Origin of the sequence: Klebsiella sp. CN_Kp100 (assembly GCF_040065315.1) — a bacterium.
In the GTDB taxonomy this organism is placed as follows: Bacteria; Pseudomonadota; Gammaproteobacteria; order Enterobacterales; family Enterobacteriaceae; genus Klebsiella; species Klebsiella oxytoca.
This window is the reverse complement of the sequence record NZ_JBEAIJ010000013.1, coordinates 1-4,319: the sequence shown is the minus strand read 5'-3', so window position 1 is coordinate 4,319 and position 4,319 is coordinate 1. Positions and strand designations below refer to the sequence as shown.

At 49.0% G+C, this 4,319-nt stretch carries 4 protein-coding genes and 4 tRNA genes; 7 read left to right on the top strand and 1 reads right to left on the bottom strand.

What is annotated here, in order from left to right; translation table 11 throughout:
• Positions 1-174: 174 nt before the first annotated feature.
• On the top strand, positions 175-1,203 hold the full coding sequence (murB, locus tag ABLV12_RS08710; RefSeq protein WP_064399158.1) for a UDP-N-acetylmuramate dehydrogenase: 1,029 nt from the start codon (positions 175-177) through the stop codon (positions 1,201-1,203).
• Positions 1,200-2,162 (top strand): bifunctional biotin--[acetyl-CoA-carboxylase] ligase/biotin operon repressor BirA, encoded by a 963-nt coding sequence (gene birA, locus ABLV12_RS08705; RefSeq protein WP_160887925.1) that lies wholly within the window; start codon positions 1,200-1,202, stop codon positions 2,160-2,162. The genes murB and birA overlap by 4 nt, the downstream gene beginning before the upstream one ends.
• Before the next feature lie 27 nt (positions 2,163-2,189).
• On the opposite strand, the gene coaA is transcribed toward birA, so the two are convergent.
• On the bottom strand, positions 2,190-3,140 hold the full coding sequence (gene coaA / locus ABLV12_RS08700; RefSeq protein ID WP_004109734.1) for a type I pantothenate kinase: 951 nt from the start codon (positions 3,138-3,140) through the stop codon (positions 2,190-2,192).
• A gap of 439 nt (positions 3,141-3,579) precedes the next feature.
• Between coaA and ABLV12_RS08695 the strand changes: the two genes are divergently transcribed.
• The 5 genes from ABLV12_RS08695 to ABLV12_RS08675 all read left to right on the top strand — a co-directional run.
• Positions 3,580-3,655 (top strand) — tRNA-Thr (locus ABLV12_RS08695).
• A gap of 10 nt (positions 3,656-3,665) precedes the next feature.
• Positions 3,666-3,750 (top strand) — tRNA-Tyr (locus tag ABLV12_RS08690).
• Between the two features lie 119 nt (positions 3,751-3,869).
• Positions 3,870-3,944: transfer RNA gene (locus ABLV12_RS08685), tRNA-Gly, on the top strand.
• Positions 3,945-3,949: 5 nt separating this feature from the next.
• Positions 3,950-4,025 (top strand) — tRNA-Thr (locus ABLV12_RS08680).
• 116 nt (positions 4,026-4,141) lie between these two features.
• Positions 4,142-4,319: GTP-binding protein (locus ABLV12_RS08675; protein ID WP_000031655.1), on the top strand; the 178-nt coding region annotated here is incomplete at its 3' end.

The window sequence follows — 4,319 nt, the reverse complement described above, 5'->3', positions numbered from 1 at the left end:
TGCCAGGCATCAAACAAGTGAAGAGCCCATCCTGACGGATGGGCTTTTTGCGTTTCCGGGGTTTAACAATTCCTCCTGATAACGCCATGGTCTCTCGTCAACCCACGACGATCGGGCAAGCCTTCCCTCGCTATATACGGTAAACTAATGCAGATTTTGCATCTGGAAGCCACTATGAGCCACTCACTTAAGCCCTGGAATACCTTCGGTCTTGACCGTTCCGCCAGCGCGATTGTACGCGCCGAAACTGAAAAACAGCTACTGGATGCCTGGCAGAATGCCGTTGCAAAGCGCCAGCCAACTCTGATCCTTGGTGAAGGAAGTAACGTCCTGTTTCTGAAGGATTATTCCGGCACGGTGATTATCAACCGTATTATGGGTATAGACGTGAGTGAAACACCTGATGCCTGGCATTTGCACGTGGGCGCGGGAGAAAACTGGCATCAGCTGGTACAGTTTGCGCTAAATAATGGAATGCCTGGTCTGGAAAATCTGGCCTTAATTCCTGGCTGCGCCGGCTCCTCGCCGATTCAAAATATTGGAGCTTATGGCCTTGAGTTAAAAAAGGTTTGCCAGTACGTCGATTGTATTGAGCTGGCGACCGGGCAGAAGCAACGACTCACCGCTGCTGAGTGTCGCTTTGGCTATCGGGATAGCATTTTTAAGCATGAGTATCAGGACCGCTATGCCATCGTAGCCGTTGGTTTGATCTTACCAAAGGCATGGCAGCCCGTTTTGACCTATGGCGATTTAACCCGGCTGGATCCGCAAACCGTCACTCCCCAACAGGTATTTGATGCCGTATGCCATATGCGCATGACCAAACTTCCCGATCCAAAAGTGAATGGAAATGCGGGAAGCTTCTTTAAGAACCCGGTTGTTAGCACGGAGAAGGCTAAAGCGCTACTGACCGCCTATCCAAACATCCCTCACTATCCACAGCCCGATGGCAGCATGAAGCTTGCCGCCGGCTGGCTTATCGATCAATGCCAGCTTAAAGGAAAAGTGATTGGCGGTGCAGCGGTACACAGCCAGCAGGCACTGGTATTAATCAATGATAATCAAGCAACCAGTGAGGATGTGGTTAAGCTGGCACACTATGTACGTCAGCAGGTTGGTGAAAAGTTTGATATCTGGCTGCAACCAGAAGTACGCTTTATTGGCGAAACGGGCGAAGTGAATGCCGAGGAGACTATCGCATGAAAGACTATACCGTCCCTCTGACGCTGATATCCATATTAGCTGACGCTGAATTCCATTCAGGTGAACAACTTGGTGAGCGTTTAGGGATGAGCCGCGCCGCAATCAACAAACACATTCAAACGTTACGCGACTGGGGAATTGACGTCTTCACCGTTCCGGGTAAAGGCTACAGTTTACCTGAGCCCATTCAGCTTCTGGATGAAGAGCAGATCGCCAGGCAGATTGAACACGGGCGGGTCACCGTGCTACCGGTTATTGATTCCACCAACCAGTATCTTATGGACCGACTCGGTGAGCTGCAATCCGGTGATGCCTGCGTGGCTGAATATCAGCAGTCCGGTCGCGGCCGCCGCGGGCGTAAGTGGTTCTCGCCGTTTGGTTCTAATCTTTATCTATCAATGTACTGGCGGCTGGAGCAGGGGCCTGCCGCCGCCATTGGTTTAAGCCTGGTCATCGGGATCGTGATTGCTGAAGTGCTGCAAAGCCTGGGGGCGGATAAAGTACGGGTAAAATGGCCGAACGACCTCTATTTACAGGACCGGAAACTGTCTGGGATCCTGGTAGAGCTGACGGGGAAAACCGGCGACGCAGCGCATATCGTTAGCGGCGCAGGGATTAATTTAATGATGCGCCGCGTTGAGTCTGACGTTGTCAATCAGGGCTGGATCAGCCTGCAGGAAGCGGGGATGGCTATCGATCGTAATACGTTAGCAGCTTGTCTAATTAAAGAGCTACGGGCGGGATTTAAACTTTTTGAGAACGAAGGCTTAGCACCCTATCTGACCCGCTGGGAAAAGCTGGATAACTTTATTAATCGCCCGGTTAAACTTATTATTGGCGATAAAGAAGTCGTGGGTATCTCTCGAGGCATTGATGCTCAAGGAGCATTATTACTGGAGCAAGATGGGGTAATAAAACCCTGGATTGGCGGTGAGATATCATTGCGAAGCGCGGAATAAAAAAAAGGGGAGCTGACGCTCCCTTCTTTATTTCCTTAAACGCACCTGATTAACTGAGTGGTTTGCGCTTTTGGTCATTATAAGGCTTGCTCGCTCGCGTGTCGGTAGGATGTTTTCTTTTAAATTCAGAAGATTAATCTCATTCCAGAGCGATGTGGCAACATTAATTGCTTCATCTTTAGACAGCTGAGCATAGCTATGAAAATAGGAGTCCGGGTCGGTAAATGCGCCTTCGCGAAATTTCAAAAAACGGTTGATATACCAGGTCTTAAGCAGTTCTTCTGGTGCATCGACATAAATTGAAAAATCCACAAAGTCCGAAACAAATACATGGTGCGGATCGTGAGGATAATCCATCCCGCTCTGCAGAACATTTAATCCTTCAAGAATTAATATATCAGGCTGAGTAACGGTTTTATCCCCATCAGGAATGACGTCATAAATCAGATGAGAATAGACCGGCGCGGTGGCGTCAGGAACGCCGGATTTCAGGTCGGAGACGAATTTTACCAGGCGGTGCATATCATAAGACTGCGGGAAGCCTTTTTTCTTCATCAGGCCGCGCTCTTTCAGTACGGCGTTAGGATGCAGAAAACCATCCGTAGTAATCAATTCAACGTGACGATGTTCAGGCCAGCGGCTAAGTAAAGCCTGGAGTACGCGCGCGGTGGTGCTTTTTCCGACGGCCACGCTACCCGCAATGCTAATGATGTACGGAATGCGTTGCCCGTTGGTGCCCAGGAATTGTTCCAGTACAGCCTGTCGGCGCAAATTGGAGCTGATATAGAAATTGAGTAAACGCGACAGCGGCAAATAAATTTCCGCTACTTCTTCCAGGGAAAGATCTTCGTTGATGCCTTTTAACCGCGTGATTTCTTCTTCTGTTAGCGTCATCGGAACGGAATCACGAAGTGCAGCCCATTGGTCGCGGTTAAATTGTAGATACGGTGTCATTAACGTTTGCTCTTTTAGGCTCATAAGCATGCTCTTGCAACCGCCGAATGACATGAAGGCGGAGTGCTTCACACTAGTTAATCAGGACAATGGGCAGGAGGGTAACACCAGATTGCGAGGAATAATAAGAAAAAAACTCATTGAATGATGCTTTCTAAAGGTAGCATCACAGAGATGAATGGTTTAGCAAGGGCATATAAAGTTCTCAGTAGAAGCATCCGGCTTATTCAGTGAATATTGTGACCGGGTTGCGATGTATCGATGCCGCTTTAGCGGTTTGGAAGAGGATTTTGCTCTCTTCGACGATCGTTTCTATGGAGGAGATTGGCGTATTTTTGTGCTGCTCTGTTTGAAATTACACCATTTTTTCTCGTCAGAGCACAAAATGTGAGCAATAGAACATTTTCTGCAATTTTTTAGTTGCATGAACTCGCAGGTCTCCCTAGAATGCGCGCTACTTGATGCCGACTTAGCTCAGTAGGTAGAGCAACTGACTTGTAATCAGTAGGTCACCAGTTCGATTCCGGTAGTCGGCACCATCAAGTGCCTGGTGGGGTTCCCGAGCGGCCAAAGGGAGCAGACTGTAAATCTGCCGTCATCGACTTCGAAGGTTCGAATCCTTCCCCCACCACCATCTTTCGGCAACGCTTTGCGGAGCCAGAGTTGATTGGTTAAACTGGTCAGCTCAAACAGAAAAAGAGACGCTTCTCTTTTTTTTGTTATAGAAAGAACTGGGTAGCCGAGTTTCAGGATGCGGGCATCGTATAATGGCTATTACCTCAGCCTTCCAAGCTGATGATGCGGGTTCGATTCCCGCTGCCCGCTCCAAACGTGCTGATATGGCTCAGTTGGTAGAGCGCACCCTTGGTAAGGGTGAGGTCCCCAGTTCGACTCTGGGTATCAGCACCACTTCTTTATCTCTCCTCCCCTGTTTCTCTCTAGTTTATTGCATTCAACAAGTCGGGCATGTTGCCCGGTTGATGTGGTGATATCACCGATTTATCCGTGTCTTAGAGGGACAATCGATGTCTAAAGAAAAGTTTGAACGTACAAAACCGCACGTTAACGTCGGTACTATCGGCCACGTTGACCATGGTAAAACAACGCTGACCGCTGCAATCACTACCGTTCTGGCTAAAACCTACGGCGGTGCTGCTCGCGCATTCGACCAGATCGATAACGCGCCGGAAGAAAAAGCTCGTG

Coding starts and splice junctions, on each gene's coding strand:
- coaA (WP_004109734.1), bottom strand. CDS start 3,140: ATGAGCCTAAAAGAGCAAACGTTAATGACACCGTATCTACAATTTAAC.
- birA (WP_160887925.1), top strand. CDS start 1,200: ATGAAAGACTATACCGTCCCTCTGACGCTGATATCCATATTAGCTGAC.
- murB (WP_064399158.1), top strand. CDS start 175: ATGAGCCACTCACTTAAGCCCTGGAATACCTTCGGTCTTGACCGTTCC.